This window comes from Microvirga sp. Mcv34, from assembly GCF_024519725.1.
In the GTDB taxonomy this organism is placed as follows: Bacteria; Pseudomonadota; Alphaproteobacteria; order Rhizobiales; family Beijerinckiaceae; genus Microvirga.
On the sequence record NZ_JALJRK010000038.1, the window covers coordinates 1 to 25,016 of the forward strand.

General features: G+C 66.0%; 28 protein-coding genes and 1 tRNA gene. 27 read left to right on the plus strand and 2 right to left on the minus strand.

Annotation, left to right across the window (positions count from 1 at the left end):
* Nucleotides 1-652 precede the first annotated feature (652 nt).
* From OC446_RS18690 to OC446_RS18725, 8 genes are all read left to right on the plus strand, one after another.
* Nucleotides 653-1,192 carry a hypothetical protein gene (locus OC446_RS18690; RefSeq protein WP_262030536.1) on the plus strand — a complete coding sequence of 180 codons (540 nt, stop codon included), beginning with the start codon at nucleotides 653-655 and terminating at the stop codon, nucleotides 1,190-1,192.
* A 122-nt stretch (nucleotides 1,193-1,314) separates the two neighbouring features.
* On the plus strand, nucleotides 1,315-1,554 hold the full coding sequence (gene purS / locus OC446_RS18695) for a phosphoribosylformylglycinamidine synthase subunit PurS (protein WP_009763313.1): 240 nt from the start codon (nucleotides 1,315-1,317) through the stop codon (nucleotides 1,552-1,554).
* Nucleotides 1,555-1,654: 100 nt separating this feature from the next.
* Nucleotides 1,655-2,353, plus strand: a complete 699-nt coding sequence (gene purQ, locus OC446_RS18700) for a phosphoribosylformylglycinamidine synthase subunit PurQ (protein WP_262030537.1) — start codon at nucleotides 1,655-1,657, stop codon at nucleotides 2,351-2,353.
* A 134-nt stretch (nucleotides 2,354-2,487) separates the two neighbouring features.
* Nucleotides 2,488-4,698 (plus strand): phosphoribosylformylglycinamidine synthase subunit PurL, encoded by a 2,211-nt coding sequence (purL, locus tag OC446_RS18705; protein ID WP_262030538.1) that lies wholly within the window; start codon nucleotides 2,488-2,490, stop codon nucleotides 4,696-4,698.
* Nucleotides 4,699-4,710: 12 nt separating this feature from the next.
* Nucleotides 4,711-4,947 (plus strand): BolA family protein, encoded by a 237-nt coding sequence (locus tag OC446_RS18710; protein ID WP_009763310.1) that lies wholly within the window; start codon nucleotides 4,711-4,713, stop codon nucleotides 4,945-4,947.
* 42 nt (nucleotides 4,948-4,989) lie between these two features.
* Nucleotides 4,990-5,325, plus strand: a complete 336-nt coding sequence (gene grxD / locus OC446_RS18715; protein ID WP_009763309.1) for a Grx4 family monothiol glutaredoxin — start codon at nucleotides 4,990-4,992, stop codon at nucleotides 5,323-5,325.
* Between the two features lie 273 nt (nucleotides 5,326-5,598).
* A complete protein-coding gene (locus OC446_RS18720; protein ID WP_262030539.1) occupies nucleotides 5,599-5,916 on the plus strand; it encodes a hypothetical protein in 318 nt (105 codons plus the stop codon).
* Between the two features lie 132 nt (nucleotides 5,917-6,048).
* Nucleotides 6,049-6,786, plus strand: coding sequence for an adenylate/guanylate cyclase domain-containing protein (locus OC446_RS18725; protein ID WP_262030540.1), 738 nt, complete (start codon nucleotides 6,049-6,051; stop codon nucleotides 6,784-6,786).
* 14 nt (nucleotides 6,787-6,800) lie between these two features.
* Here the strand turns inward: OC446_RS18725 and tlpA are convergent, their stop codons facing one another.
* Nucleotides 6,801-7,451: a thiol:disulfide interchange protein TlpA gene (gene tlpA / locus OC446_RS18730; protein WP_262030541.1), complete on the minus strand. Its 651-nt coding sequence runs from the start codon at nucleotides 7,449-7,451 to the stop codon at nucleotides 6,801-6,803.
* A gap of 250 nt (nucleotides 7,452-7,701) precedes the next feature.
* Between tlpA and lptM the strand changes: the two genes are divergently transcribed.
* The 10 genes from lptM to OC446_RS18780 all read left to right on the plus strand — a co-directional run bounded on the left by lptM (nucleotide 7,702) and on the right by OC446_RS18780 (nucleotide 17,532).
* Nucleotides 7,702-7,950 carry an LPS translocon maturation chaperone LptM gene (gene lptM / locus OC446_RS18735; protein WP_262030542.1) on the plus strand — a complete coding sequence of 83 codons (249 nt, stop codon included), beginning with the start codon at nucleotides 7,702-7,704 and terminating at the stop codon, nucleotides 7,948-7,950.
* Between the two features lie 8 nt (nucleotides 7,951-7,958).
* Nucleotides 7,959-9,227, plus strand: a complete 1,269-nt coding sequence (lysA, locus tag OC446_RS18740) for a diaminopimelate decarboxylase (protein ID WP_262030543.1) — start codon at nucleotides 7,959-7,961, stop codon at nucleotides 9,225-9,227.
* A gap of 441 nt (nucleotides 9,228-9,668) precedes the next feature.
* Nucleotides 9,669-12,263 (plus strand): TIGR02302 family protein, encoded by a 2,595-nt coding sequence (locus tag OC446_RS18745; RefSeq protein WP_262030544.1) that lies wholly within the window; start codon nucleotides 9,669-9,671, stop codon nucleotides 12,261-12,263.
* Nucleotides 12,264-12,338: 75 nt separating this feature from the next.
* Nucleotides 12,339-12,530 (plus strand): twin transmembrane helix small protein, encoded by a 192-nt coding sequence (locus OC446_RS18750; RefSeq protein ID WP_262030545.1) that lies wholly within the window; start codon nucleotides 12,339-12,341, stop codon nucleotides 12,528-12,530.
* A 168-nt stretch (nucleotides 12,531-12,698) separates the two neighbouring features.
* Nucleotides 12,699-13,286, plus strand: a complete 588-nt coding sequence (locus OC446_RS18755; RefSeq protein WP_262030546.1) for an acyloxyacyl hydrolase — start codon at nucleotides 12,699-12,701, stop codon at nucleotides 13,284-13,286.
* Nucleotides 13,287-13,311: 25 nt separating this feature from the next.
* A complete protein-coding gene (locus tag OC446_RS18760; RefSeq protein ID WP_262030547.1) occupies nucleotides 13,312-13,887 on the plus strand; it encodes a cob(I)yrinic acid a,c-diamide adenosyltransferase in 576 nt (191 codons plus the stop codon).
* A 114-nt stretch (nucleotides 13,888-14,001) separates the two neighbouring features.
* Nucleotides 14,002-14,709: a rhomboid family intramembrane serine protease gene (locus OC446_RS18765; protein WP_262030548.1), complete on the plus strand. Its 708-nt coding sequence runs from the start codon at nucleotides 14,002-14,004 to the stop codon at nucleotides 14,707-14,709.
* Between the two features lie 158 nt (nucleotides 14,710-14,867).
* A complete protein-coding gene (locus OC446_RS18770) occupies nucleotides 14,868-15,617 on the plus strand; it encodes an electron transfer flavoprotein subunit beta/FixA family protein (protein WP_262030549.1) in 750 nt (249 codons plus the stop codon).
* A gap of 14 nt (nucleotides 15,618-15,631) precedes the next feature.
* The gene (locus OC446_RS18775) at nucleotides 15,632-16,576 is read left to right on the plus strand and encodes an electron transfer flavoprotein subunit alpha/FixB family protein (protein ID WP_262030550.1); all 945 of its coding nucleotides are present in this window, start codon (nucleotides 15,632-15,634) and stop codon (nucleotides 16,574-16,576) included.
* 74 nt (nucleotides 16,577-16,650) lie between these two features.
* Complete coding sequence (locus tag OC446_RS18780) at nucleotides 16,651-17,532, plus strand: 3-hydroxybutyryl-CoA dehydrogenase (RefSeq protein ID WP_262030551.1); 882 nt, start codon at nucleotides 16,651-16,653, stop codon at nucleotides 17,530-17,532.
* A gap of 335 nt (nucleotides 17,533-17,867) precedes the next feature.
* Here OC446_RS18780 and OC446_RS18785 read toward each other — a convergent pair.
* Nucleotides 17,868-17,957, minus strand: a tRNA-Ser gene (locus OC446_RS18785).
* 262 nt (nucleotides 17,958-18,219) lie between these two features.
* On the opposite strand from OC446_RS18785, the gene rplU reads away from it, so the two are divergent.
* The 9 genes from rplU to rlmH all read left to right on the plus strand — a co-directional run bounded on the left by rplU (nucleotide 18,220) and on the right by rlmH (nucleotide 25,016).
* Entirely contained in the window at nucleotides 18,220-18,612 is a 393-nt protein-coding gene (rplU, locus tag OC446_RS18790) for a 50S ribosomal protein L21 (RefSeq protein WP_009763278.1), read from the plus strand.
* A gap of 34 nt (nucleotides 18,613-18,646) precedes the next feature.
* Nucleotides 18,647-18,913, plus strand: a complete 267-nt coding sequence (rpmA, locus tag OC446_RS18795; protein ID WP_134494466.1) for a 50S ribosomal protein L27 — start codon at nucleotides 18,647-18,649, stop codon at nucleotides 18,911-18,913.
* 179 nt (nucleotides 18,914-19,092) lie between these two features.
* Nucleotides 19,093-19,743 carry a GNAT family N-acetyltransferase gene (locus OC446_RS18800; protein WP_262030552.1) on the plus strand — a complete coding sequence of 217 codons (651 nt, stop codon included), beginning with the start codon at nucleotides 19,093-19,095 and terminating at the stop codon, nucleotides 19,741-19,743.
* Nucleotides 19,744-19,891: 148 nt separating this feature from the next.
* Nucleotides 19,892-20,926 (plus strand): GTPase ObgE, encoded by a 1,035-nt coding sequence (gene obgE, locus OC446_RS18805; RefSeq protein WP_262030553.1) that lies wholly within the window; start codon nucleotides 19,892-19,894, stop codon nucleotides 20,924-20,926.
* A complete protein-coding gene (gene proB, locus OC446_RS18810) occupies nucleotides 20,923-22,053 on the plus strand; it encodes a glutamate 5-kinase (protein WP_262030554.1) in 1,131 nt (376 codons plus the stop codon). The genes obgE and proB overlap by 4 nt, the downstream gene beginning before the upstream one ends.
* Nucleotides 22,054-22,087: 34 nt before the next feature.
* Nucleotides 22,088-23,374, plus strand: a complete 1,287-nt coding sequence (locus tag OC446_RS18815) for a glutamate-5-semialdehyde dehydrogenase (RefSeq protein WP_262030555.1) — start codon at nucleotides 22,088-22,090, stop codon at nucleotides 23,372-23,374.
* On the plus strand, nucleotides 23,371-24,027 hold the full coding sequence (locus OC446_RS18820; protein ID WP_262030556.1) for a nicotinate-nucleotide adenylyltransferase: 657 nt from the start codon (nucleotides 23,371-23,373) through the stop codon (nucleotides 24,025-24,027). Before OC446_RS18815 ends, OC446_RS18820 begins: the two co-directional genes overlap by 4 nt.
* Before the next feature lie 149 nt (nucleotides 24,028-24,176).
* Nucleotides 24,177-24,506, plus strand: a complete 330-nt coding sequence (gene rsfS, locus OC446_RS18825; protein ID WP_262030571.1) for a ribosome silencing factor — start codon at nucleotides 24,177-24,179, stop codon at nucleotides 24,504-24,506.
* A gap of 15 nt (nucleotides 24,507-24,521) precedes the next feature.
* Nucleotides 24,522-25,016 (plus strand): 23S rRNA (pseudouridine(1915)-N(3))-methyltransferase RlmH, encoded by a 495-nt coding sequence (rlmH, locus tag OC446_RS18830; RefSeq protein ID WP_262030557.1) that lies wholly within the window; start codon nucleotides 24,522-24,524, stop codon nucleotides 25,014-25,016.

Below are 25,016 nucleotides of genomic sequence, written 5' to 3' on the forward strand. Positions count from 1 at the left end.
GTCGGGCAGCCCGGCTCGATCTCTAGTGGTGAAGGTGAGAGCCGAACTGCTCGTCCCGCACGGTTCTTTTAGGCGTTTAGACTTGGGATCAGCACAAGGCTGCCAAGGGCCTCCTGGCGCCGGCTGCGTGACCGGCGGACAGGACCGTACCCGATCCCACAACTTGCGACGCCTCGCGAAGCGCGCCCCTCGTCGGATCAGGCTGTGCAATGATATAGCTAAGGTTCAAGCTTCTGTCAAGAACAAAGTAAGAACATATCGCCGGGGCTCTTATCCTCTCGACGTCGTGGCCGTCCCCGAACTTGATGCGGGGATCAGACCCGGCCACCCACGGCATAGACGTGAGTGACCGCAACAGCTGCGGCTATGACGGTGAAGGGTGGCACGGCCGACGCACGTGTGCCGGAGCGGCAATCGCGCCTACCACGTCATCACCGGCCTCGTGCCGGTGATCCCGATCAGTTGAGACGCGGCGCTTCAAGCTATCGGGATGGCCGGGACAAGCCCGGCCATGACGTCGAGGGGACCATCCCCAGCCCTGAACGGGCAGGCACACGGACCCGAACGGAAGGACGCGAAGCGCGGAGGAAGGTCGCGGAGATTTCGCCTTCTCCCCATTTCCCTCCGGGCTCGTTTCGCGCATAGATAGCCCATGCCATTCCGCCTGTTGCGTTCCAGCCTGCTCGTCCTGATCTTCGGCCTGACTGTAGCGAGCTGCGGCTACCTTCCCCGTCAGGTCGCGGGCCTCCCGTCGGGTCCGCCCTGGGACGCCCTGCCTTTACGGAAGTGGTTGGCCGAGGATCGGGCCGAACCCATCGCGCTAGCCTTCTGCGCTCCGCCCGAGTGCAGCCCGGGCCTTGCCGTGAGCGTCATTCGCCTCTCGGGCAAGGATGCGGACATCACGGACGCCGTCCTGAGGGACCCGGAACGTCTGGCCCGGGCGCTGCGCTCGCCCGCGGGCCGGGAGAAGCCGGTCAAGACCCGGATCAGCGTCGAGCGCCTCAAGGATTCTCCTTATCCCGGCTTCGCCATCGAGCTCGCCCCGTCCGACGGCGGCAAGCGGCCGGCCTATGGAGCAGCCCTCGGGCGACGGTCCGGAGGCGACCTTGAGGTCGTCCTGGTGATCGGCGAAGCCCCCGATGTTGTGCGCGAAAGGGCCAAGGAAGTCGCTGCCCGCGAATTAGGCTCATAGAGCCTGCCGCGCGATCTTTCGGTGAACCGGCATCCACTTCACCGGATCGTGCTTCAAGCCCGTTGTCTCTTGCGGCTAAATTCTTTATGGCCTTGGCCAAATCTCAACAGCCCGAGGCCCCCATGAAAGCGCGCGTCACCGTGACCCTCAAGAACGGCGTTCTTGATCCCCAAGGGAAGGCCATCGAAGGCGCCCTCAAGTCCCTCGGGGTCGAAGGCATCGACGGGGTCCGCCAGGGCAAGGTCTTCGACATCGAGCTCGGAACCACGGACAAGGCCAAGGCCGAAGCCGCCCTCAAGGCGGCCTGCGAGAAACTGCTCGCCAACACGGTCATCGAAAACTATCGCGTCGAACTGACCTGACCGTCATGCCCGGACTTGATCCGGGCATCCACGTTTTTGCCGCGCCGTAAGGCGTGGATGGCCGGGACGAGCCCGGCCATGACGATAGAAGGATGAACTGATGAAATCTGCCGTCATCGTCTTCCCCGGCTCCAATCGCGAAGGCGATGTGCTGCGGGCGCTCAAATCGGCCGGGTCCCAGGCGGAGAAGGTCTGGCACGCCGAGACCGAGCTGCCGAAGGGCACGGATCTCGTGGTCCTGCCGGGCGGCTTCTCCTACGGCGATTATCTGCGCTGCGGCGCCATCGCCGGCCGCGCCACCGTGATGGATGCGGTCCGCGCCCATGCGGCCCGGGGCGGCCTCGTGCTCGGCATCTGCAACGGCTTCCAGATCCTGTGCGAATCCGGGCTTCTCCCCGGAATCCTGATGCGCAACGCCAATCTGAAATTCATCTGCCACCGGCAGTTCCTGCGCGTCGAGCGCAACGACACCGCCTTCACCCGGGCCTATTCCAAGGGGCAGGCCATCGACGTCTGCGTGGCGCATGGCGAGGGCAACTACACGGCCGACGAGGAGACCCTGAAGCGCCTTGAAGGCGAAGGCTTGGTGGCCTTCCGCTATTCCGACGCGCAGGGCCACATCACGGCCGATTCCAACCGCAACGGCTCCATGAACGCGATTGCGGGCATCTATTCCGACAAGCTCAACGTGCTCGGCATGATGCCCCATCCGGAAAACCTGATCGAAGACCTCGTGGGCGGCACCGACGGGCGCGGCCTGTTCGAGAGCCTCGTGTCGAGCTTTCCGAAAGCGGCCTGATCCAAGAAGCGGGGACGAAACGCCCCCGCAGCCCTCGTCCTTCGAGACAGGCCTGACGGCCCTCCTCAGGATGAGGGTATCTGATTGTCCCTCCCCCCTCCCAACCGGGAGAGGGTAAACATTGCGAGACCCCGATGATCCGCAACGACGTCGCCATCACCCCGGAGCTGGTCAAGGAGCACGGGTTGAAGCCGGATGAATACGAGCGCTTCGTGAACCTGATCGGCCGCGAGCCGACCATCACAGAACTCGGCATCGTGTCGGCCATGTGGAACGAGCATTGCTCGTACAAGTCCTCCCGCATCCACCTGCGCGGCCTGCCCACCAAGGCTCCCTGGGTCATCCAGGGACCGGGCGAGAACGCGGGCGTGATCGATATCGGCGACGGGCTCGCCTGCATCTTCAAGATGGAAAGCCACAACCACCCGTCCTTCATCGAGCCCTACCAGGGCGCGGCGACGGGCGTCGGCGGCATCCTCCGCGACGTGTTCACCATGGGGGCGCGCCCCATCGCGTCGCTGAACTTCCTGCGCTTCGGCGAGCCCGATCACCCCAAGACCCCTCACCTCGTCTCGGGCGTGGTGGCGGGCATCGGCGGCTACGGCAATTCCTTCGGCGTGCCGACGGTCGGCGGCAGCGTCGGGTTCGACAAGCGCTACAACGGCAACATCCTCGTCAACGCCATGGCGGTGGGCCTCGCCCGCACGGACGAGATCTTCTACGCGAAGGCCACCGGCGTCGGGAACCCGATCGTCTATCTCGGCTCCAAGACCGGCCGCGACGGCATCCACGGCGCCACCATGGCGTCGGCCGAGTTCGACGACGCGTCCGAGGAGAAGCGCCCCACGGTTCAGGTAGGCGACCCCTTCGCCGAGAAGCTCCTGCTCGAAGCCTGCCTCGAACTCATGAAATCCGGCGCTGTGATCGCCATTCAGGACATGGGCGCGGCCGGCCTCACCAGCTCGGCGGTCGAGATGGGCGCGAAGGGCAATCTCGGCATCGAGCTCGACCTCGACAAGGTGCCCTGCCGCGAGGAGGGCATGACCGCCTACGAGATGATGCTGTCCGAGAGCCAGGAGCGCATGCTCATGGTACTCAAGCCCGGCATGGAGAAGGAGGCCGAGGCCATCTTCCACAAATGGGGCCTGGACTTCGCCGTCATCGGCAAGACCACCGATACGCTCCGCTTCGTCATCAAGCACCAGGGTGAGGTGAAGGCCGACCTCCCGATCAAGGAGCTGGGCGACGAGGCTCCGCTCTATGACCGCCCCTGGGTCGAGAGCCCCAAGCAGCCGGTCATCGCGCCGAACAGCGTGAAGGCCCCGATGTCCGAGGCCGAGGCGCTGCTCAAGCTCGTCGGCTCGCCGGACCAGAGCTCCAAGCGCTGGGTCTGGGAGCAGTACGACCACCTGATCCTCGGCAACACGGTCCAGACGCCGGGCGGCGACGCCGCCATCGTGCGCGTCGAGGACGGCCCCAAGGGCCTTGCGCTCACCACCGACGTGACGCCGCGCTATTGCGAGGCCGATCCCTTCGAGGGCGGCAAGCAGGCGGTGGCGGAAGCCTGGCGCAACATCACAGCCGTGGGCGGCCTGCCGCTCGCCATCACCGACAACCTCAACTTCGCCAGCCCCGAGCGGCCCGAATCCATGGGCCAGTTCGTCGGCTGCGTCCGGGGCATCGGCGAGGCCTGCAAGGCGCTCGACTTCCCGGTCGTGTCCGGCAACGTGTCGCTCTACAATGAGACCAACGGCCAGGGCATCCTGCCGACCCCGGCCATCGGCGGCGTCGGCCTCCTCGACGACGTGACGGTCAACGCCTCCATCGCCTTCCGGCAGGAGGGCGAGGCCATCATCCTCATCGGCGCGACGCAAGGCTGGCTCGGCCAGTCGATCTACCTCCGGGACGTCTGCGGCCGGGAGGAAGGCGCCCCGCCGCCGGTCGACCTCGCGAGCGAGAAGCGCAACGGCGATTTCGTGCGCCAGCTCATCCGCTCGGGCCAGGTCAAGACCGTCCACGACGTCTCGGACGGCGGCATCGCCCTCGCGCTCGCCGAAATGGCGATGGCCGGCCAGGTGGGCGCCGAGATCACGGCCGTTCCCGAGGGCCTAGCCCTTCATGCCTTCCTCTTCGGCGAAGACCAGGCCCGCTACCTCATCGCCGTCGACGAGGATGCGGCCGCCGACATCCTCTACGCGGCCGGCGCCGTCGGCATCCCGGCCGTGACCTTGGGCGTTACGGGGGGCGACGCGTTGATTCTGCCTGGCCAACAGGCCATATCCGTGAAGCAATTGAAGGCAGCGCACGAAGCCTGGCTGCCGGAATACATGACCGGCAAGTCATAAGGAGTTTGATTCATGCCTATGGATTCCCGTGAAATCGAAAGCATGATCAAGGCCGCGCTGCCCGACGCGGTGGTCGAGATTAAGGACCTGGCCGGCGACGGCGATCACTATGCCGCCACCGTCACCTCCTCGGCCTTCAAGGGGAAGTCGCGGGTCCAGCAGCACCAGATGGTCTATGCAGCGCTGCAAGGACGCATGGGGGGCGTGCTTCACGCCCTTGCATTGACGACCGTGGCACCCGACAATTGAGGCAAGCCCGGCGCCTTGACCGCTGGGACGAAGGAGACATCCATGGCTGACGCCAACCAGATCATCGACAACGAAGTGAAGTCCAACGACGTCGTGCTGTTCATGAAGGGCACGCCGCAATTCCCCATGTGCGGGTTCTCGGGCCAGGTCGTCCAGATCCTCAACTATCTCGGCGTGCCCTACAAGGGCGTCAACGTCCTCGAGGATGAGACCATCCGCCAGGGGATCAAGGACTATTCCAACTGGCCGACCATTCCCCAGCTCTACGTGAAGGGCGAGTTCGTCGGCGGCTGCGACATCACCCGCGAGATGTTCCAGGCCGGCGAGCTGCAGCAGCTCTTCGCCGACAAGGGCATCCAGGTCCAGCAGAGCGCCTGAGGGCGATCGCTTCGACGGAACCAAGGCGGGGCCATGGCCCCGCCTTTTTCATGCGCGCCCGCAAGGAAGGGGGCGTTTTATGTCGCATTCCTTAAACGGCTCAGTTTTCGGCATAATGGTGCCTCGTGCGGAAAAGTGGATCCGGCTTTCCGCATCAACGATGCACTCGGCAAAGGAGAGAGCATCGGATCCGATGCTCTCGGACTGTGCTGAACGCAACAGAAGAGCCGCTCGCCAAACAATAAAAAGGAGCGGCGAGAAGGGGCTTTGTCCATGTTCGAACCCGAGACGAATGTCGTCGCCTTCAAGCCGCGTAAGGCCGTGGCTCACCATCCCAGGAGCCTGATGGAGCGGATCTACGCCGCAGGCTCGCTCTCCGTCCGGGCGGATGACCGGGCCACGAAGGCGGCGGCCGTCATGCTCCAGGCGCTGGGGTTTCTGGTCATCGAGGAAATCCTGGCCGACGGCACCCCACGCCGCCTCCAGCGCGGCGAGGCCCGCCAGGCCATGGACCGTCCCTGGCGGCTCTCGAAGCCGGCCTTTTCCGGCGAAATCGGCATTCCCGACGGCGGCGGGGCTTTCCCGGCCTGACCTTTGGACAACGTCGGTTGGCCGCTCCCGTGGGGAGTGGTACCCTGGGCAGCCGACATCCTTGTGCGGCGATGAGCAGCGGGACCGGTCCGCCCATCGAACCGGTTCCCCGCGACGTTGAAGGGCACAGCTATGGCGCCCGTCCAGTCCAGGATCTGCAAGGGGTGCTGGCAGCAGCTTCGCATCCCTGTCCCTCTCCGAGGGCCGGCTTCCGTGCCCTTTCGCGTCTTCGGCATTCGCCCGAGCCGGATGAACCCGAATACCTGCACGGTCTGCGAGCTCATGTTCACGCGGATCATGAAGGCCCGCAAAATCCCCGTCGATGTGTCGGTCCTTTTTGCCGACCTCAGGGGCTACACGGCCCTGTCGCAGTCGCTCCCGGCCGACGCGGTCTCATCCCTGCTCGATGCCTTCTACGATGAATGCGCGGAGGCGATCTGGGACTATGACGGCCTGCTCAACAAGACCATCGGCGACTCCGTCATGGCGCTCTTCAACTTCCCCATCCAGCAGCCGAACCATGCCGAGCAGGCGGTGCGGGCCGGGCGCGAGATCCTGCGCCGCTGCGAGATCCGCCGCAGGACCCTGCTCTCTGAACATGATGCCCTCGGCGACACCGATCTCGGAGTCGGGATCGGCATCGATTCCGGCGTGGCGAGTTTCGGAGAATTCGGCCGGTCGCATCGCGATCTGACGGCGATCGGACCCGTGGTGAACACGGCGGCCCGCGCCCAGGCTGCAGCCGCGACGGGCGAAATCCTGGTGACCCGGGCCGTTTACGATCGCGCCGGGCGCGATATGGTGAGAGGCGAAGGGCGCGAGTATCGCCTGAAAGGCTTCGAGGCTCCCGTCCGGCTCTATGCGGCCTGACCCCGGACCGCCCGTCAGGGACGGTTCAGGGCGGCCTTCATGAACGCAACGGCATCGGGAGAAGCCCATTCGGCCGGTCCCTTCAGCAGGGCGATCTCGCAGCCTGAAGGATCGACCACGAAGGTGGTGGGCAGGCCGACCACGTGGCCGGATTTCTGCAGCACCTGCAGCAGCTTGCCCTCCGGATCCGCGTGATAGGCTAGGTTCCGGATGCCGTTCTCCTGCAGCCAGGCCTTCGGCTTTTCGCGGTTGCGGGTATCGACATTGATGGCGACAACCTGGAAATCGGGACCGCCCAGCTCCGTCTGGAGCTTGTCGAGGGCCGGCATTTCCTGGCGGCACGGCACGCACCAGGTGGCCCAGAGATTGACCAGGATCGTCTTGCCCTTGAAGTCCGACAGGCTCATCGGCTGCCCTTCGGGGCCGTTGAAGGCGATGACCGGCGGCGGCTTCGGGGCATGGCTCACCCCGACGGCCGCCACCTCGCCCTTGGCGAGCGGCTTCAGGCGTTCCGCCGTCGGCTGCGAGGCGCGGCATTCGGCGACGCCCGCCGCCATGGGATCGTGGGGCGCAAGGCCATACCAGGCGGCCGCAGCGCCTCCGGCGACCGCGAGGGCGCCGAGACCGAGAAGCCAGCTCTTCCGGAAATTCACTGCGTTCGACATGGCCGGTGATGTGGCGCTTTTTTGCGCAAGCCTCAAGCCCGAATGCGGAGGCGCGGCCGTTTCGCCCATCACGAAAGCGTTGAGCGCGGCCCGCTTTCTTCCACACCTAAAGCATCGATTCCGATGCTTCCTCTCTTGGCTGGCGCGTCGTTCGGTGCAGAAAACCGGATCCACTTTTCCGCACGATGCGCTTGCCTCTCGCATCCTCAAACGCTTCCCGCTATGGTGCGGCCACGTTTCGGAGCTTGTAATGTCGTCCAGCCTGACTTTCCCCCGCGCGGTTGTGGTTGCGGGCCTTCTCGTCCTCGGTCTGACCGCCTGCGGCCGACGCGGCGCCCTCGAGCCGCCGCCGGATGCGTCCGCCCAGGCGGCCGAGACCCAGACCCAGGTGCCGACGAGCGACGCCACCCTGCCCTCCCCGGTCGGCACGCCCCGATCCAAGGCCAACCAGGGCTACACGATCCCGGACAAGCCCTTTATCCTCGACCCGCTGCTCTAGGCTTTTCGATGCACCACTTTGCCTATCGTGACGGCGTCCTCCACGCGGAGGGCGTCGATCTGAGCCGCCTCGCAGACGAGGTCGGAACGCCGTTCTATTGCTATTCCTCGGCCACCCTGGAGCGCCACTACCGGGTCTTCGCCGAAGCCTTCGCCGATACGGACGCCCTCGTCTGCTATGCCATGAAGGCCAATTCCAACCAGGCCGTGCTCCGGACGCTCGGCCGCCTCGGAGCCGGCATGGACATCGTGTCCGAGGGCGAGCTGCGCCGCGCGCTGGCCGCCGGCGTCCCTGGCGAGCGGATCGTGTTCTCGGGCGTCGGCAAGACCCGGTCCGAGATGGCCTTCGCCCTCGACAGCGGCATCCTCTGCTTCAACGTGGAATCGGAGCCGGAGCTCGAGGCCCTGTCCGAGGTCGCCCTCTCCAAGAGCGCGCGCGCTCCCGTGTCGATCCGCATCAACCCGGACGTGGATGCCAAGACCCACGCCAAGATCTCGACCGGCAAGTCCGAGAACAAGTTCGGCATTCCCATCGCCCGGGCCCGGGAGGTCTATGCGAGGGCGGCGGCGCTCAAGGGGATCGCCGTCACCGGGGTCGACATGCATATCGGCAGCCAGATCACGGATCTGGCCCCTTACGACAACGCGACTGCCCTGCTCGCAGAGCTGGCCCGGGACCTGATGGCCGACGGGCACAAACTTCACCACATCGATCTCGGCGGCGGCCTCGGCATCCCCTATCGCGAGAACAACGAGCCCCCGCCGGATCCGCAGGCCTATGCGGCGATCGTCAAGCGCCACACCAAGGATCTCGGCCTCAAGCTCGTCTTCGAGATGGGCCGCCTGATCGCCGGCAATGCGGGCGTTCTCATCGCCCGGGTCATCTACGTCAAGCAGGGTGCCGACAAGCCCTTCGTGATCGTCGATGCCGCCATGAACGACCTCATCCGTCCGACGCTCTACGAAGCCCATCACGACATCAAGCCGGTCGCCGAGGCCTCGCCCGCCACGCCGCGCATCGTCGCCGACGTGGTCGGCCCCGTCTGCGAGACCGGCGATTACCTCGCCCTCTCCCGGGACATGCCGGAGGTCAAGGCCGGCGATCTCATCGCCATCATGACCGCCGGTGCCTACGGGGCGGTCCAGGCCAGCACCTACAACACCCGCCGGCTCGTGCCCGAGGTGCTCGTCCGCGGCGACGACCATGCCGTGGTGCGCCCGCGCCCGACCTATGAAGAGCTGATCGGGCTCGACCGGGTTCCGGACTGGCTGACCTGACGCGCGGCGCGGCTGAATACGACCTACCGCGCACATAAGAGCCCAGCCGGCCCGTGAGCAATAGCCGTTGAAGTTATGGCGCGGGTCCACCTCTCCTTGAGGGAGAGGTCGACGCGCGTCAGCGCGGCGGGTGAGGGGTTACGCCCTCTCCGGATGGACCTTTCCCCCCTCACCCTCGCTCCGCTCGACCTCTCCCCATCCCAAGTCGGGTGTTCCCGACTTGGGCTTGCAGGAACGGATCTCGGGAACACCCGAGATCCGGGGAGAGGTGGGCTGCGGCAAGGTCTTCCTCGAACAATGGGCCGCCCGAAAGATTGAGATCTCCGACCGGTCACCTCTTCTTGAAGCTGCGAGCGCAATTGACCGCTGGTCATCCGGGTCTCGCGTGCTAGCTTTTTGACGGGGGCACCTGCACATTCCGTGCAGCGGGAGATGTTTGGCATGAGCGAAGGCCCGAACCCGTCGCCAGGACACAGCCCCCTGAACCAGCGGTTCGGGCGCCTGGTCGCTCATGCGCGCTGGTCCCTCTGGTGGGAGGAAGCCTGGCCCCGGCTCTGGCTGCCGTTCGCCATCGTTCTCCTGTTCTTCACCCTCTCCTGGCTCGGGCTCTGGCTCGACCTCCCGCGCCTTTGGCGCTCCATCGGCCTGGGGCTCTTCACGGCGGCCCTCCTCCTGTCGCTCTGGCCACTCCTTCGCCTGCGCATGCCCAGCCGGACGCGCGCCCTCGATCGGCTCGACCGGGATACGGGCCTGAGCCACGGCCCGGCCCGCGTCCTCGACGATACGCTGGCCCTCGGCGCGGCGGATCCCGGCACCAAGGCCCTCTGGGCGCTGCATCGCAAGCGCGCCGAGGAGGCCGTCGGCCGCATGCGCGTCGGCCTGCCCCAGCCCGACATGCCGAAGCGCGACCGCTATGCCTTACGCGCCGCAGGGCTTCTCGCCCTGGTGGCGAGCGCCTTCGTGGCGGGACCGGAGATCGGCTCGCGGCTGGCCGCGGCCTTCGACTGGCGAAAGCTCGAGACCGCCTCCCCGTCCTTCCGGATCGACGGATGGATCGATCCGCCCCTCTATACCCGCACGCCGCCGCTGATGATCGACCTGGCGCGGGGCCAGAACCTGCGCGCCCCGATTCACTCGACCGTGGTGATCCGGATCGCCGGCGAGGGCAGCGCGGAGGTCACCCCCGGCAAGGGCCTGACACCCCTCCCGGCCAAGGCCAATCAGCGCGCCGACATGCGCGAGGAGCGCTACGTCCTCGACGGATCGAGCGAGCTGACGGTCAGCACGGGCTTCGCCCACAGCGTGACGCTGAATATCGAGGCTATTCCCGACCGGCTGCCCGAGATCGCCTTCACCGCGCCGCCCGAGGTCAATGCGCGCGGGACCTTCACCTTGAGCTACAAGGGCAAGGACGATTACGGCATCGTCTCCCTCGACGGCGTCGTGGAGAAGGCCGACAACAGCAAGGGGCGCTCCCTTGTCCCCGCTCCCCAGATCACCCTGGCTCTGCCGAGCCATGAGGAGAACGCCCCGGACACCAAGTCGCCGGTGGATCTCACGAACCACGCCTGGGCCGGCGCGCCGGTGACGATCCAGCTCAAAGCCAAGGACGAAGCCGGCCAGGAGGCGCAGAGCGAGAAGATCACCTTCACCCTGCCCCAACGCCCCTTCACCAATCCTCTCGCCAAGGCGCTGGTGGAGCAGCGGCGCAACCTCGTTCTCGCGCCCGATGACCGCAAGCGCGTTCAGGTGGCGCTCGATGCGCTACTTATCGCCCCGGAGGAATACACGCCGCAATGGGGCGTGTTCATGGGCCTGCGGACCGGCGCGGAGCGCCTGCGCGTCGCCAAGACCGACCAGCAGCTGCTCGATGTGGCCGACTGGCTCTGGGCCATGGCGCTCCAGATCGAGGACGGCAACCTCTCCGACGCGGAGCGGGACCTGCGCGCCGCCCAGGACCGCCTGAAGGAGGCCATGGATCGGGGCGCGCCGGACGAGGAGATCCGCCGCCTCACGGACGAGCTGCGGCGGGCCATGGACAAGTTCCTGCGCGAATTCGCCCAGCGCATGCAGCAGAACCAGCAGTCGCAGGATCAGAACCAGCGCACGCCGCCGGATCGGATGATCTCTCAGGACGACCTCAACCGCATGCTGCGGCAGATGGAAGACGCCATGCGCCGGGGCGACGTGGCCGAGGCCCAGCGGCTTCTCGAGCAGTTGCGCAACATTCTCGAGAATCTACAGACGGCGCAGCCCAACAGCCGCATGACCGATCCGCTCGGGCGCGAGATGAACCAGGCCATGCAGGACATGGAGGACATGGCGCGCGAGCAGCAGAACCTGCGCGACGAGACCTTCCGCGACGGCCAGAACCGGCGCATGCAGCAGGGCGACCGCCCCCGCCAAGGACAGCGGCAGGGCCAGCGGCAGCAGGGTCAGCGCCAACAGGGCCAGCAAGGTCAGCAGGGCGAGGATCAGGAGCAGGCCGAGAACGGTCAGGGCAGCCAGGACCAGGATCCCCTCGGCCTAAGACAGCGCCAACAGGCTTTGCGGGAGAAGCTGGAAGAACTGCAGCGCCGCATGCAGGGCATGGGCATGCAGAACGAGCAGGGCCTGGGCGATGCCGAGCAGGCCATGCGCGAGGCCGAAGGCGCGCTGGGCCAGGGTCAGGACGGCCCGGCGGTCGATGCCCAGGGCCGGGCGCTGGAAAACCTCCGGCGCGGCATGCAGGGCATGGCCCAGCAGATGCAACAGATGCAGCAGGGCGACGGCCAGGGGAACGAACAGGCCGGCGACCAGCCCGGCCAGGGCACCCCGCAAGGCAACCAGCAGGCGGGACAGCGCGACACCGATCCGCTGGGACGGCCCACGCGAAACCGGGATTATTCCGACGGGCGCGTCGACGTGCCGAGCGCCAACCAATCCCCCGCCCAACGGGCTCAGCGGATCTTGGAAGAATTGCGGCGCAAGCTGGGCGACCCGAGCCGACCGCAGGAAGAGCTGGATTATTTCGAGCGGCTGCTGCGGCGGAATTGACATGAGGGCAAACGGTCCTCTTGCCTCTCCGGCGTGTTCGCGCCACGGTCGCGCGACCTTCTCGATGGAATCAAGATGACGAGTTTCGCCGATTTGCTTGTGCCGATTGCCGTGGTGGCCGTCGCCTTCGTGCTGCTTCTGGGCCTGATCAACATGCTGCGTGGCGGTAATGCCAATCGGTCGCAGCATCTCATGCGCCTGCGCGTCCTGCTTCAGTTCGTGGCGATCATCGTGATCATGGGCGTGATCTGGTGGCGCGCTGCATGACGTTGCGACATGACGTTTGGAGAGGTGCAAAAACCTGTGCCTGTCGGCCACATGAGGCGCCAGGCACCTTCGTATTGACACTTTTTCGCCACGGTTTGTATTAAGAGAACGTTAGCCATAAAGGCGTAGCCTGATGGCCTCATTTTTTATTCAGTTACGGATCTCTTGATGCGCATCAGCCCAGCCATAGGCATGAGCCTTCTCGTCCTCTTCATGGGGACGTCGGGCGTCCTAGGCTCCGAAAAGCGGCAAACGAGTTCCTCCCAGGCCTCAGCCCAGCCGAGCCTGCTGTCGGAGTTCCGTTTTGGATTCTCCGCTCAGGATCCATGGGGTCCGGAAGGACAGAACGGCTCCGCCAATCTCACCGGCGAAATCCTTTTTTCGAAACCGTTTACAGCTTCGGACCTTTTCACCAGCTATTTCATTCCCCGGCCCCATGTGGGCGGCAGCCTGAACTTCGACGGCCGAACGAGCTTCGCCTATGCGGGCCTGTCCTGGACTGTCGACGTCACGCCCGACATCTTCGTCGAGGGCAGCTTCGGCGGCGCCTTTCATAACGGCAAGGATCATCCGCTGGCCCATCGCCAGGAACTCGGGTGTTCGCCCCTCTTCCGCGAATCGGGCTCGGTCGGCGTGCGGCTCTCGGCCAATTGGAGCGTGATGGCGACCGTCGAGCATCTCTCCAATGGCGGCACCTGTTCGGACGAGAATAGAGGCTTGACGAATGTCGGCGCGCGGGTTGGGTATTCGTTCTAACTGAACCCCAACTTTCGGGCTTTGCATGGTCGTCCTCAACCGCATCTACACCCGCACCGGCGACAAGGGCACCACCGCCCTGGCCGCAGGCGGACGTCGCCCGAAATCCGATCTGCGCATCGAAGCCTACGGCACGGTCGACGAGACCAATGCCTGCATCGGCCTGGTTCGCCTGCACACGCAGGGCCATGAGATCGACGCGATGCTCGGCCGCATCCAGAACGACCTCTTCGATCTCGGCGCCGATCTCGCCACCGTCGAAACGGACAAGCCCCTCCCCTACGAGCCACTGCGCATCACGCAGGGACAGGTCGATCGCCTCGAACAGGAGATCGACCGGCTCAACGCGGAGCTGTCGGTTCTGCGCTCCTTCGTCCTTCCCGGCGGGACGCCCGCCGCAGCGGCCCTCCACCTCGCCCGCACGGTCAGCCGTCGCGCCGAGCGCCTTGTGGTGGAGCTCATGGACAAGCCGGACGAGAAGGTGTCTCCGGAAGCCGTGAAATACCTAAACCGCCTGTCGGATTTTCTCTTCGTCGCGTCCCGCTACGTCAACGACAAGGGCGCGCTCGACGTCCTCTGGGTGCCCGGACAGAACCGTTAGGGCAACGGCCAAAAAATGGGGCTACTTTTCCGCACGATGCGCCTCATGAAGAGCGCATCGTCAGGCGCGGAAAACCGGATCCACTTTTCCGCACGATGCGCTAGGATCGGCCCCATGTTTCTTCCGCTTCACGATGGCGTCCCGCTCAAGAACATGAAGACGCCGCTCGCGACGCGGTTTCTGATCGGCCTCTGCGTGGTCGCCTATCTCTTCACCTTCTACGGCCCTCTCGGCGAAGACGCGGTGGTGGGCGGCCTGGGCTTCATCCCGTCGGTCCTGTTCGGAACCGAGGTTCTGCCGGAAGGCTATCCCTTCGTCCCGGCCGAGATGACGCTCGCCACCAACATCTTCCTGCACGGCTCGCTGTTCCACCTGATCGGCAACATGCTGTTCCTCTGGGTGTTCGGCGACAACGTGGAGGACGCGATGGGGCATGTCCGCTTCATCGTCTTCTTCCTGCTCTGCGGGATGGCCGCGAGCCTCGCCCATGCCTTCATCACCACCGAACCCCACCGGCCCCTGATCGGGGCCTCCGGCGGCGTGTCGGGCGTGGTGGCCGCCTATCTCATTCTCTATCCGCGGGTGAAGATCTGGGGCCTGTTCCTGAAGGGCATTCCCCTGCACCTTCCCGCCTATTGGACCATTGGCCTCTGGTTCGCCCTGCAGCTCGCCTCGGCCTTTCTCGGCGGGGACGAGAGCGTAGGCTGGTTCGCCCATCTTGGCGGCTTCGTCGTGGGCGCTATTCTCATTCCGCTCATGCGCCGCCGGTACGATCCCGTACTTGCCCGCGCCCAGGCGCAGGAGCTCCGGGCGCCGCCCTGACGAGTGCCGTTGGAGCAGGACCATAGCATCGGATGTCCCCGAAAAGTGGTTTCCACTTTTCGGCCCGATGCTCTAGGTTCCGATCCGCCTTTTTCCTATATGTCCGGAGAGCTGGCTTTCGGCCATATCCGGATCCGACCTTTGGTGAGGACAAACGAATGAAGCTTCTTGTCTGCGTGAAGCGGGTTGTGGACTACAACGTGAAGATCCGGGTGAAGCCGGACGGGTCGGGCGTGGAACTGGCCAACATCAAGATGTCCATGAACCCCTTCGACGAGATCGCCGTCGAGGAAGCGGTTCGCCTGAAGGAGCAGGGCAAGGCCACCGAGATCGTCGCTGTGTCCATCGGCCCGCAGCAGGCTGGAGAAACCATCCGCACCGCGCTCGCCATGGGCGCCGACAGGGGCATCCTGGTCAAGACCGACGCCCCCGTCGAACCGCTTGCCGTCGCCAAGATCCTGGCCAAGGTGGTCGAGCAGGAGAAGCCCGACCTCGTCATCATGGGCAAGCAGGCCATCGACGACGATTCGAATCAGACCGGCCAGATGCTCGCCGCCCTGCTCGGCTGGCCGCAGGGCACCTTCGCGTTCAAGGTGAACGTGGCCGAGGGCTCCATCGACGTGACCCGCGAGGTCGACGGCGGTCTGCAGACGGTCGGCCTGAAGCTGCCCGCCATCGTGACCACGGACCTGCGCCTCAACGAGCCGCGCTATGCCTCGCTGCCCAATATCATGAAGGCCAAGAAGAAGCCCCTCGACGAGACCAGCCCCGAGACCCTCGGCGTCGACGTGGCCCCTCGCCTGAAGGTGGTCAAGACCGCCGAGCCCGGCGGCCGCAAGGCGGGCGTGAAGGTCGGTTCCGTGGCCGAACTGGTCCAGAAGCTCAAAGTCGAAGCCGGCGTGCTCTAAGGAGAAGACCAACAATGACCACTCTTCTGATCGCCGAGCACGACAACGCTCACCTCAAGGACGCCACCCACAAGGCGCTCTCGGCCGCCAAGGCTCTGGGGGCTCCGGTGCATGTGCTGGTCGCCGGCTCCAACGCCAAGGCCGCCGCCGAAGCGGCCGCCAAGTGTGAGGGCGTGGAGAAGGTGCTGCTCGCCGATGCGCCCGCTTACGAGCACCAGCTCGCCGAGCCGACGGCAGCCCTCATCGTGTCGCTGGCCGGTTCCTACGATACCCTGGTGGCGCCCGCCACCAGCAAGGGCAAGAACATCATGCCGCGCGTGGCTGCCCTTCTCGACGTGATGCAGGTTTCCGACATCATCAAGGTGGTGTCGCCCGACACCTTCGAGCGGCCGATCTATGCCGGCAACGCCATCCAGACCGTGCAGGCCACCGACTCCAAGAAGGTGATCACGGTTCGCACCGCCGCCTTTCCGGCGGCCGGTGAAGGCGGTGCCGCCGCCATCGAGACAGTGAATGCCGCCGAGGATCCGGGCGTGTCCAGCTTCAAGGGCGAGGAGATCGCCCAGACCGACCGGCCCGAGCTCACCTCGGCGAAGATCATCATTTCCGGTGGACGGTCCCTCGGCTCGGCGGATGCCTTCAAGCAATACATCGAGCCCATCGCCGACAAGCTCGGTGCGGCCATGGGCGCCTCGCGCGCGGCCGTCGATGCGGGTTATGCTCCCAACGACTGGCAGGTGGGTCAGACCGGCAAGGTGGTGGCGCCCGATCTCTACATCGCGGTGGGGATTTCAGGGGCCATTCAGCATCTGGCCGGCATGAAGGATTCCAAGGTGATCGTCGCGATCAACAAGGACGAGGAGGCCCCGATCTTCCAGGTGGCCGATTACGGCCTCGTCGGCGACCTCTTCCAGATCCTGCCGGAATTGAAGGAGGAGTTGACCAAAGCTGGTCAATAAGGTCAGGAATAGTGACGGTCCGGGCGGCCATCCGCCCGGCCGCATGTGGCGATTGGATGCAGGCAGCAGGTCAGATGGGCATAGAGATCAAAACGGTTGGCGTTGTCGGCGCCGGACAGATGGGCAGCGGCATCGCCCATGTCTGCTCGATCGCGGGGTTGAACGTCCGGCTGAACGATCTCTCTGAAGATCGGATCAATGCCGGTCTTGCCACGATCAATGGCAACATGGCGCGTCAGGTCTCCAAGGGCGTCATCACCGATGCCGACCGGCAGTCCGCGCTCGAGCGGATCAAGCCGGCCCGCACCTACGACGACCTGGCCGTCTGCGATATCGTCATCGAAGCTGCGACCGAGAACGAGGAGGTGAAGCGCAAGATCTTCACCAATCTCAGCCCCTCGCTCCGCCCGGACGCGCTGCTCGCCACCAACACCTCGTCGATCTCGATCACGCGCCTCGCCGCCGCGACCGACCGGCCGGAGCGGTTCATCGGCATCCACTTCATGAACCCGGTTCCGGTGATGCAGCTCGTCGAGCTGATCCGCGGCATCGCCACCGAGGACCACACCTACGAATCCGCCAAGGAATTCATCGCGAAGCTCGGCAAGACCTCGACCGTTTCGGAGGATTTCCCGGCCTTCATCGTCAACCGCATCCTGCTGCCGATGATCAACGAGGCGATCTACACGCTCTACGAGGGCGTGGGCTCGGTCGAAGCCATCGACACGGCCATGCGGCTCGGCGCCAACCATCCCATGGGCCCGCTGCAACTCGCCGATTTCATCGGCCTGGACACCTGCCTGTCGATCATGCAGGTGCTGCACGAGGGCTTGGCCGATTCCAAGTACCGCCCCTGCCCGCTCCTGGTGAAATACGTGGAAGCCGGCTGGCTCGGCCGGAAGACCAAGCGCGGGTTCTACGATTATCGCGGCGAGAAGCCGGTCCCGACCCGCTGACGATCCCGTTCGAGAATGGGAGGGCGCGACACCCGCCCCTCCCCTCGCCCTGCGGCAAAGGCATCATCTCCACACCACGAGAAGGCCAGAGCAGATCCCACGAGGGCCTGCCGGCAAAGCCATGTCCGTGGAGAATCGGCACGGCTGCCGATCCATCACGCTGGCTATCGCGCATCCGCGAAACCTCAGACCTGCCGCAACGCCGGCCGGCTCCGGATATCTGCACGGCGCGATAAGGCACTCGAAGGTTCGAGTCCCTGGCTGACGAATTGATGGACGGGCTGTGCCGGACCTTCCGGCGATCATCCGAAGAGCTGCAAATTCAGAGGGTTAAATGGCGGAGAGGGGGAGATTCGAACTCCCGATACGGTTGCCCGTATGCCGCATTTCGAGTGCGGTGCATTCAACCACTCTGCCACCTCTCCGGGGTGCGAAGGCCGTCGGGCCCGCTGGTTGAGGCCGGGTGGATATCATGGGCTTGGCGGGTCTTCAAGCACCAAAAGCAAGGTTTTTGATTGACAAATGCAAAGATCGCCCGTAGTCAGGCGTCCTCTATGAACGGGCACGAGTGCCTGCTCATATCCATGCGGCGGCTCAAGCTGCCGTGAACCGAAGCCGGAAACTGCCAAAAAGCCAATCCAACGGGGCTCTCCCCGCTGAGAATTGGGTTTGAACACGAGGATCAAGATGTTCGCAGTGATCAAGACCGGCGGCAAGCAGTATCGCGTTGCCGCCAACGACGTCATCACCGTCGCCACGCTCGCAGGCGAGCCTGGCACCGCCGTCACCTTCGACCAGGTTCTTATGGTCACGAACGACGGCTCGACCCAGGTGGGCGCCCCCCTCGTCGAGGGCGTGACCGTGGCAGGCGAGGTGGTGGAACACACCCGCGGCGAGAAGGTCATTTCCTTCAAGAAGCGCCGTCGCCAGAATTCGCGCCGCAAGCGCGGGCATCGCCAGGACTACACCGTCGTGCGGATCACCGAGATCCTCGCCGGTGGCGCGAAGCCCAAGAAGGCTGCGGCCAAGAAGACCACCAAGGCTGCGGCTGACGAAGCTGCGCCGGCCACCGCTGAATAAGCGTAGGCATCACACAGGAACACGGGAGTAACCCATGGCTCACAAAAAAGCAGGCGGTTCGTCTCGCAACGGCCGCGACTCCGCAGGCCGTCGTCTGGGCGTCAAGAAGTTCGGCGATCAGCAGGTTATCGCCGGCAACATCATTATTCGTCAGCGCGGCACGAAATGGCATGCCGGCGCCAATGTCGGCATGGGCAAAGACCACACCCTCTTTGCCACGGCCGATGGCCGAGTCCGATTCCTTACGCGTCAAGGCCGAGCTTTCGTATCGGTTGTACCGGCCCAAGAGGCCGCAGAGTAAACGGCAAGAGCGAAACGAAGGAGCTCCTGCCGGCATCACACCGACCCGGCGGGTTCAGAGCTCCTAACAGGCCCTAAAAGGCCAAGCTCCGATCCGAAATCGACAGGGGAGGTGGGATGTCCACCTCCCCTTCGTCATTTCTCGGGCCCAGGGAGGGCCCAACGGATCGGAGCAAGACGATGTTTCCCGACCTCACCCGTGACGATGTTTTCCGCCTCGAGACCCGCGGCCTGTGGCTCCGCTGGGCCCGACTCGCGGATGCTCAAGCCATCGTACGCCTCGCCGGTGAGAAATCGGTCGCGGAGATGACGGCGCGAATTCCGCATCCGTACCACCCGGACGATGCCGAGCGATTTATCTTCATGTCCCGGCGGTCCAATGCGGACGGCCAGGCCCTGCAGCTCGCCATCACGCCCAAGGGCAAGCCCAACAGCCTCATCGGCATGGTCGGCATCGGTCCAGGTCCGGAAACGGGCAAGCCCGAGCTGGGCTATTGGCTCGGCACCCCATACTGGGGCAAGGGCTATGCCACCGAGGCGGCCCGCGCGCTCATCGACGCCTTCTTCGCCTATGGCGATGGGGATGAGCTCACCGCGTCGGCCCGGGTCATCAACCCGGCCTCCCGGCGGGTGCTGGAGAAGTGCGGCTTCGCCTATCAGGGCGCCGGGCTCATCGAGTTGCCGGCCCGGGGCGGCCTCTACCCGGCCGACCATTTCCGCCTCGACCGGCGGGCCTGGGAGAGCCTGAAGAGCTGGAGCCACACCGGCCTCGTGCGCGAACCCCTCTCCGTCGAGGTCGAGGTGGACCGGGAGATGTCCCTCGCGTGCTGAAGAACAGGAAGCGCGCCCGTGATGGCGGGAGCGCTTCCACGCTTGTCTGCGTTGCTCCCGCGCCATGACAGGGACGGGAGCATTTTTTAACCGCGGGAGCCGATCGGCTTTTGCGAAAAATGCTCCAGTCCCGTAAAGGATGCGGGTTATGAAATTTCTCGACCAAGCCAAGATCTATATTCGCTCCGGCAATGGCGGCGGCGGCGCCGTGTCGTTTCGCCGTGAAAAGTTCATCGAGTTCGGCGGACCGGACGGCGGCGACGGCGGCCGCGGCGGCGACGTGTGGGCGGAATGCGTCGAGGGGCTGAACACCCTGATCGACTATCGCTACCAGCAGCATTTCAAGGCCAAGACCGGCGGCCACGGCATGGGCAAGAACCGGGCCGGCGCCAAGGGAGCCGACGCGGTCCTCAAGGTCCCGGCCGGCACCGAGATCCTGGAGGAGGACGGCGAGACCGTCATCGCCGACATGACTCATGTGGGCCAGAAGGTGCTCCTGGCGAAGGGCGGCAACGGCGGCTTCGGCAACGCCTATTTCACCACTTCGACCAACCGCGCCCCGCGCCGGGCCAATCCGGGCCAGGAGGGCGAGGAACGCACGCTGATCCTGCGGCTCAAGCTGATCGCCGATGCCGGTCTCGTGGGGCTTCCCAACGCGGGCAAGTCAACCTTCCTGGCGACGACCACCGCGGCGAAGCCGAAGATCGCCGATTACCCCTTCACCACGCTCCATCCAGGCCTCGGGGTCGTGCGCGCCTATGGCCGCGAATTCGTGCTGGCGGATATTCCGGGCCTGATCGAAGGCGCCTCCGAGGGCGTGGGCCTCGGCGACAAGTTCCTGAGCCACGTGGAACGCTGCCGGGTGCTGCTGCATCTGGTGGAAGGCACCAGCGAGGATGCGGGCGAGGCCTACAGGACGGTCCGCCATGAGATCGAGGCCTATGGCCACGGGCTTTCCGATAAGCCCGAGATCGTCGCCCTCTCCAAGGCCGATGCCCTGGACGAGGAGACGCTCAAGGAGCAGCTGAAGAAGCTCAAGAAGGCCAGCAAGCAGACCCCTCAGGTGATCTCTTCCGCATCGGGCCAGGGCGTGCAGGAAGTGCTTCAGGCGCTCCTCACCGTGATCGACCAGGCCAAGATCGAAGACGAACCCGCCCGGCCCCAGGACGAGTGGCATCCGTGAGCCCCGATCTTCGCCAATTCCGCCGTGTGGTCCTCAAAGTCGGCTCCTCCCTGCTGGTCGACCGGGCCCGCGGGCGGCTGAACCATGCCTGGCTCGCGGCGCTGGCCGAGGATATCGCCGACCTTCATGCCAAGGGCGCCGACGTTCTCGTCGTCTCCTCGGGCGCCATCGCCATGGGGCGCACGGTCCTGGGACTTCCCTCCGGCCCGCTGCGGCTCGAGGAAAGCCAGGCCGCCGCCGCCGTGGGCCAGATCACGCTGGCGCGCACCTGGTCGGAGGTGCTGGCGCATCACGGCATCACGGCGGGCCAGATCCTGGTGACGCTCGCCGACACGGAGGAGCGCCGCCGCTACCTCAATGCCCGGGCGACGACCCTGAAGCTGCTCGAAATGCGGGCCGTGCCCGTGGTCAACGAGAACGACACGGTCGCGACCTCCGAAATCCGCTACGGCGACAACGATCGGTTGGCCGCCCGCGTCGCCACCATGATCGGCGCGGACCTTCTGGTTCTCTTCTCCGACATCGACGGGCTCTACACGGCGCCGCCCGCGTTAGACCCGAATGCCGAGCTCATCCCGGTGGTCGAGCGGATCACGCCCGCCATCGAGGCCATGGCCGGCGGGGCCGCCTCCGAGCTGTCGCGGGGCGGCATGCGCACCAAGGTCGAGGCGGGCAAGATCGCCACGGCCGGCGGCACGCACATGATCATCGCCGACGGGCGCACGAAGAACCCCCTGAAGCGCGTCGCCGAGGGCGGGCGCTGCACCTGGTTCCTCACCCCGTCCAATCCCGCCACCGCGCGCAAGACCTGGATCGCCGGAGCGCTCGAGCCGCGCGGCACGCTCTATGTGGACGAGGGCGCCGAGCGGGCGCTCCAGGGCGGCGCCAGCCTGCTGCCGGTGGGCGTGCGCCGGATCGAGGGCGCCTTCCGCCGCGGCGACGCGGTCATCATCCGCAGCGAGAACCGTGTGCTCGGCCGGGGCCTCGTGGCCTACGACGCGGAGGATGCGGCGCGCATCATCGGCCGCCCGAGCCGCGAGATCGAGGGCATCCTCGGCTATCCGGGCCGGACCGAGATGATTCACCGGGACGACATGGCGCTGGCGATCGGCGACGACGCCCGATGACATGCGCGCAGGAGCGCGAGGAAGCAGACGGATCATGGACGATCTCACGATGACCGAAAGCGGCACCATCCAGGCTCTCATGGCTGACCTCGGCCGCCGCGCCCGCGCGGCGTCCCGGCGGGTGGCGCTGGCCGGTGCCGAGGACAAGAACGCGGCCCTGCGGGCCATGGCGGCATGCATCCGGACCCGCGCGGACGCGATCCTGGCGGCCAATGCCGAGGATCTGGCCGACGCGAAGGCCAAGGGCCAGACCTCCGCCTTCATCGACCGTCTCGTCCTCAACCCGGAGCGCCTCGAAGCGATTGCCCAGGCGGTCGAGAGCATCGCGGACCTGCCCGATCCGGTCGGCCGCGTGCTCGCCCGGTTCGAACGCCCCAACGGCCTGAAGATCGAACGCGTGGCGACCCCGCTCGGGGTGATCGGCGTGATCTTCGAGAGCCGTCCCAACGTGACGGCCGACGCGGGAGCGCTGTGCCTCAAGGCCGGCAATGCGGCGATCCTGCGGGCCGGCTCCGAGAGCTTCCGCACCTCCTCCACCATCGCCGAGGCCATGGGCGAAGGGCTGGAGCAGGCGGGCCTGCCGGCCGATGCGATCCGCCTCGTGCCGACCCGGGACCGGGCCGCCGTGGGGGCCATGCTCTCGGGCCTCGACGGCAATCTCGACGTGATCGTGCCCCGCGGCGGCAAGAGCCTCGTGGCACGGGTCCAGGACGAGGCGCGGGTACCGGTCTTCGCCCATCTCGAAGGGCTCAACCATGTCTACGTGCATGGCGCCGCCGATCTGGAGATGGCCAAGGCCGTCGTCATGAACGCCAAGATGCGCCGCACCGGCGTCTGCGGGTCCGCCGAGACCCTGCTGGTGGACCGTGCCTGCGAGGGCACGCATCTCGAGCCCCTCGTGGCCATGCTGCTCGACGCGGGCTGCGCCGTGCGCGGCGACGAGGCCGTCCAGGCGGCCGATCCGCGCGTCACGCCGGCCAGCGAAGAGGATTGGCGCACGGAATATCTCGACGCCATCATCTCGGCCCGCGTCGTAGACGGTCTCGATGCCGCGCTCGCCCATATCGAGACCTACGGCTCCCATCACACGGATTCCATCGTCACGGACGATGAGGCGGCCGCCGAGCGCTTCCTGGCCGAGGTCGATTCGGCCATCGTGCTCCACAACGCCTCGACCCAGTTCGCCGATGGCGGCGAGTTCGGGTTCGGCGCCGAGATCGGCATCGCCACGGGGCGCATGCATGCCCGCGGCCCGGTCGGCGTGGAGCAGCTGACATCCTTCAAATACCGCATCCGCGGCACGGGCCAGACGCGCCCGTGAAGCTGAGCCCGTCCCGTTTCCGCATCAGGCCCTCGGGTCTGCCCCGCCTGCCGCGGATCGCTCCCGGCATGCGTGTCGGATTGTACGGAGGCTCGTTCAACCCGGCCCATGCGGGGCACCGCCATGTGAGCCGCATGGCCCTGAAGCGGCTCGGGCTCGACCGGGTCTGGTGGATCGTCACCCCGGGCAATCCCCTGAAGGATACCGGCGAGCTGGCGACGACCGCGATGCGCGTGGAGGAGGCCCGGCGGGTTTCCGATGATCCCCGCATCGATGTAACCGCCTTCGAGGAGGAGATCGGGGCCCGCTACACGGTGGACACCCTGACCTATCTCAAGCGGCGCTATCCGGGCGTTCGCTTCGTCTGGATCATGGGGGCGGACAACCTGGCGAGCTTCCATCGCTGGCGCGGCTGGCGGCGTATCGCCCGGATGATGCCCATGGCGGTGATCGACCGGCCCGGCTGGACACTGAAGGCCATGGGGTCCCGAAGCGCCACGGCGCTGTCCTCCAGCCGGATCGCAGAAGGCAAGGCCCCTGCCCTGCCGGGGCTTTGCCCGCCGGCCTGGGTGTTCCTGCACGGGCCGCGCTCGCACCTGTCGTCCACCCAGCTGCGCCAATCGAGACGAACTTCTCCTACCGGGAGACGTTGAAAAATGGGGCCTTCCCGCATTATCTTAAGGGTCGGCACCATCGAGTGCTATTGAGAAAGGGTCTGAACCTGAACCGCCTAACCCCCGCCGAAGCGGACAAAAACCCGCTTCCTCCTCTCTCCGGAGCGAACGCTCCGCATGAAGAGGACATCCGGGCCGTCGCCCTGGCCTCCCTCGAGGACATGAAGGCCGAAAACACGGTCGAGATCGACCTGGCCGGAAAAACCTCGCTTGCTGACACCATGATCGTGACATCGGGCCGTTCCGATCGCCATGTGGGTGCGATCGCCGAACGCGTGATCAAGGACCTCAAGGACAAGGGGTTCGGGAACGCGCGCGTCGAAGGACTGCCTGCCTGCGACTGGGTGCTGATCGATGCCGGCGACGTGCTGATCCACGTGTTCCGTCCCGAGGTCCGTGGTTTCTACAACCTCGAGAAGATGTGGGGCGCCGACCGCCCGCAGGATCGCGTCAGCTAACCCAAGGCAAGAACCGTGCGACTGAGCTTGCTGGCCGTGGGCCGTCTCAAGAGCGGCCCCGAGAGGGAGCTCGTCGAACGCTACAGGCAGCGGGTCGAAGGCATGGGCCGTGCCTTGGGGCTTGCGGGGTTCGACATGGTCGAACTGCCCGAGAGCCGGGCTCGCCGCGAGGACGACCGGCGTGCGGAAGAGGCTGCCGCCCTTCTGGACAAGGCCGGCTCGTCGGTGCTGATCGTCTTCGACGAGCGCGGCAAAAGCCCGTCCAGCGAAGCTTTCTCCGAGAAGATCAGGCAATGGCGCGACGAAGGCCGCTCCGGGGTCGCCTGCGTGATCGGCGGCCCGGACGGGCTCGACCCCGCCCTGCGCCAGCGCGCCGACCTCGTCGTTTCCTTTGGGGCGCTCACGATGCCGCACCAGATCGTGCGGGCGCTGGTCGCCGAACAGCTCTATAGAGCCCTGACAATCATAGCCGGACACCCTTATCATCGCGCCGGCCACGATGATTCCTGA

Excerpts from the sequence above, each read along its gene's own strand:
- OC446_RS18725 (WP_262030540.1), top strand. The coding sequence starts at position 6,049 with ATGGCGCCCGTCCAGTCCAGGATCTGCAAGGGGTGCTGGCAGCAGCTT.
- lysA (WP_262030543.1), top strand. The coding sequence starts at position 7,959 with ATGCACCACTTTGCCTATCGTGACGGCGTCCTCCACGCGGAGGGCGTC.
- purS (WP_009763313.1), top strand. The coding sequence starts at position 1,315 with ATGAAAGCGCGCGTCACCGTGACCCTCAAGAACGGCGTTCTTGATCCC.
- OC446_RS18750 (WP_262030545.1), top strand. The coding sequence starts at position 12,339 with ATGACGAGTTTCGCCGATTTGCTTGTGCCGATTGCCGTGGTGGCCGTC.
- OC446_RS18800 (WP_262030552.1), top strand. The coding sequence starts at position 19,093 with ATGTTTCCCGACCTCACCCGTGACGATGTTTTCCGCCTCGAGACCCGC.
- OC446_RS18760 (WP_262030547.1), top strand. The coding sequence starts at position 13,312 with ATGGTCGTCCTCAACCGCATCTACACCCGCACCGGCGACAAGGGCACC.
- rpmA (WP_134494466.1), top strand. The coding sequence starts at position 18,647 with ATGGCTCACAAAAAAGCAGGCGGTTCGTCTCGCAACGGCCGCGACTCC.
- OC446_RS18710 (WP_009763310.1), top strand. The coding sequence starts at position 4,711 with ATGCCTATGGATTCCCGTGAAATCGAAAGCATGATCAAGGCCGCGCTG.
- rplU (WP_009763278.1), top strand. The coding sequence starts at position 18,220 with ATGTTCGCAGTGATCAAGACCGGCGGCAAGCAGTATCGCGTTGCCGCC.
- OC446_RS18775 (WP_262030550.1), top strand. The coding sequence starts at position 15,632 with ATGACCACTCTTCTGATCGCCGAGCACGACAACGCTCACCTCAAGGAC.
- obgE (WP_262030553.1), top strand. The coding sequence starts at position 19,892 with ATGAAATTTCTCGACCAAGCCAAGATCTATATTCGCTCCGGCAATGGC.
- OC446_RS18770 (WP_262030549.1), top strand. The coding sequence starts at position 14,868 with ATGAAGCTTCTTGTCTGCGTGAAGCGGGTTGTGGACTACAACGTGAAG.
- lptM (WP_262030542.1), top strand. The coding sequence starts at position 7,702 with ATGTCGTCCAGCCTGACTTTCCCCCGCGCGGTTGTGGTTGCGGGCCTT.
- OC446_RS18720 (WP_262030539.1), top strand. The coding sequence starts at position 5,599 with ATGTTCGAACCCGAGACGAATGTCGTCGCCTTCAAGCCGCGTAAGGCC.
- OC446_RS18755 (WP_262030546.1), top strand. The coding sequence starts at position 12,699 with ATGCGCATCAGCCCAGCCATAGGCATGAGCCTTCTCGTCCTCTTCATG.
- OC446_RS18745 (WP_262030544.1), top strand. The coding sequence starts at position 9,669 with ATGAGCGAAGGCCCGAACCCGTCGCCAGGACACAGCCCCCTGAACCAG.
- OC446_RS18765 (WP_262030548.1), top strand. The coding sequence starts at position 14,002 with ATGTTTCTTCCGCTTCACGATGGCGTCCCGCTCAAGAACATGAAGACG.
- OC446_RS18780 (WP_262030551.1), top strand. The coding sequence starts at position 16,651 with ATGGGCATAGAGATCAAAACGGTTGGCGTTGTCGGCGCCGGACAGATG.
- tlpA (WP_262030541.1), bottom strand. The coding sequence starts at position 7,451 with ATGTCGAACGCAGTGAATTTCCGGAAGAGCTGGCTTCTCGGTCTCGGC.
- purL (WP_262030538.1), top strand. The coding sequence starts at position 2,488 with ATGATCCGCAACGACGTCGCCATCACCCCGGAGCTGGTCAAGGAGCAC.
- OC446_RS18815 (WP_262030555.1), top strand. The coding sequence starts at position 22,088 with ATGGACGATCTCACGATGACCGAAAGCGGCACCATCCAGGCTCTCATG.
- OC446_RS18690 (WP_262030536.1), top strand. The coding sequence starts at position 653 with ATGCCATTCCGCCTGTTGCGTTCCAGCCTGCTCGTCCTGATCTTCGGC.
- purQ (WP_262030537.1), top strand. The coding sequence starts at position 1,655 with ATGAAATCTGCCGTCATCGTCTTCCCCGGCTCCAATCGCGAAGGCGAT.
- grxD (WP_009763309.1), top strand. The coding sequence starts at position 4,990 with ATGGCTGACGCCAACCAGATCATCGACAACGAAGTGAAGTCCAACGAC.